The following is a 1,703-nucleotide window of genomic DNA, read 5'->3' on the forward strand; positions in this document are numbered from 1 at the left end:
GGTGCCGTGTTGGCACCGACTGTTACAGTGGCTACTGCGGATGTATCCATCGTCTGGAACACACCGCAGAAATTGGTTCCAGCTTTGATCAGACGCCTGTAATAGAGCGATTCACTGGAAGCGAGCGGCTGCAAATCCTTGAAGACCTCACCTGCCATGTCCTCCCATGGCCCTGAGGCGCTGGTTGATTTCTGCCACTGGTAGACGATGGTGGTAGTGTAACCTGCCGGTGCTGTAACGCCGACCGCGTTGCCGGTGATTACATTGGGTATTCCCAGGCTACATGCTGTCTGGGTCAGGGGCGCAACCGTGCTCGGCGATACTGCGAAACCAGCAGGCAATGCGTTGCTTGTTAGCTTCAAAACAAAACCGGAATTGCCCGTGGGCGATGTGTCGGTCAGATTAAAAACGCATGGACCCGGGTCAAAATCAACCGTTTCATTAAAAAAACCTGCAGTCAGCACCTCACCCGGCACATCCGCGGAAAGGTAAAACGGCCCTTCTACACCCGATGCACCGAAAGGTTTAGCCCACAAAACATCTCCCGCTGGATTCAATCCGGCTACGTACATATCATACGCTCCTCCGTTAAAAGGCAAAGTAAACGAACCCATTGTAGTGGAAGTTCCATTATAAATACCGCCAGAATATATGTTATTGTCAGGGCCAACTTTCAATTTGTAGGAGGACGTTCCAACTTTTCTGGACCATACCCTGGTACCGCTGCTGTTTAGCTTAACAACTGTTGCAGTCCCGCCTCCGCCGCCATATACATTTCCATCGCTGTCTATGGCAATACCGCGGTAATTGGTTGTCTCTGTCGATAAATTAGACCATAGTGTTGTTCCGTTTGTGTTGAGCTTGATCATAAACCCCCCAGCACCAGCCAATGTTGCCATACCGGTCGCATTTCCCGCGGCGCCTCCGCTGATGTACACATTCCCGGCGGCATCAACGTCGACAGCCCCTGTTGCGTCTTCTCCGGGGCCACCCAGTCTTCTGACCCACTGGTAAGCACCCGCAGGGCTTAGCTTGGTTACGAAGGCATCAGTACCACCGGCGGATGTGATGCTTAACGCGCCAAAAGTAGCTGTTCCTGCACCTATATGCCCGATGACATATACGTTTCCGGCTGCATCCAAATCTATATCATGGCTATATTCGTTATTAGGACCGCCCATGCGCTGAGCCCATACATAGTTTCCATTTGTGTCAAGCTTTAAAATGTAGCCGTCTCTCAAAGTTCCATTGGAAACCAGGTTGTTGACCCCGGCGTTAGGATTAAAATCTCCGGTTCCGGCAAACGTCCCGCCTGCGTAAATGTTACCTGCCGCATCAACTTTAAGCGCATAAGAAGTCGTCCCACCAGTAGAACCAACTTGCTTTGCCCAAATGAAGTTGCCTTCCTTGTCAAGCTTGACGAAGAAGGCGCTACTTACAGATGCAGTCAAATTGGTTACAGCAGGCCCGGGATTAAAATCAACAGTCCCGGTGAAATAACCGCTTACATACACATTCCCGTTTGCATCTGTTCCGACGCCGTAAGGAACCACAGCTCCACCGGCTGTGGCGTTTGGCAGAAAGGCCTTGGCCCAATCCATTGCGACTTCCTGAGCCCTGAGTTGCATGGAAGCAGTTAAGAGCATTAAAAAAACAAGGGCTTTCAGGAGGAACTGGCCCCAGCCAACTCCTTTCTGATTTGT

At 51.1% G+C, this 1,703-nt stretch carries 1 protein-coding gene; it reads right to left on the reverse strand.

The annotated features are described in order from the left end of the window. Positions 1-1,703, reverse strand: a 1,703-nt coding sequence (locus Q369_RS29330; protein ID WP_031529885.1) for a DUF8696 domain-containing protein, incomplete at both ends; no start/stop codon positions are given.

The sequence above is a fragment of the Dyadobacter crusticola DSM 16708 genome (assembly GCF_000701505.1).
Lineage (GTDB): Bacteria > Bacteroidota > Bacteroidia > Cytophagales > Spirosomataceae > Dyadobacter > Dyadobacter crusticola.